This is a genomic window from Streptacidiphilus sp. ASG 303, from assembly GCF_020991365.1.
Classification (GTDB): Bacteria; Actinomycetota; Actinomycetes; order Streptomycetales; family Streptomycetaceae; genus Peterkaempfera.
The window spans coordinates 1-404 of the sequence record NZ_JAJLRA010000104.1 but is presented as its reverse complement, the minus strand read 5'-3'; the positions used below and the strand labels follow the sequence as shown (position 1 = coordinate 404).

General features: G+C 65.8%; 1 protein-coding gene. It reads left to right on the top strand.

The window, feature by feature from the left end; translation table 11 throughout:
- Positions 1-404 (top strand): ABC transporter ATP-binding protein (locus tag LO771_RS30105; protein ID WP_230748338.1); only part of this gene is annotated, 404 nt, incomplete at both ends.

The window sequence follows — 404 nt, the reverse complement described above, 5'->3', positions numbered from 1 at the left end:
GACATCATCGGGGAGCCGTTCGAGATCCATCCGGAGGTGGCGCCGAGGGGGGACCGGCGGCGGGCGGTGCAGGACCTGCTGGACGTGGTGGGTCTGAACCCGGAGTACATCAACCGGTATCCGCACCAGTTCTCGGGTGGTCAGCGGCAGCGGATCGGGATCGCGCGGGGTCTGGCGCTGAAGCCGGAGGTGATCATCGCGGACGAGCCGGTGTCGGCGCTGGACGTGTCGGTGCAGGCGCAGGTGATCAACCTGCTGGAGAAGCTGCAGGACGAGTTCGACCTGTCGTACATGTTCATCGCGCACGACCTGTCGATCGTGCGGCACATCTCGGACCGGGTGGGGGTGATGTACCTGGGGAAGATGGTCGAGATCGGCACGGACACCCAGATCTACGACCACCC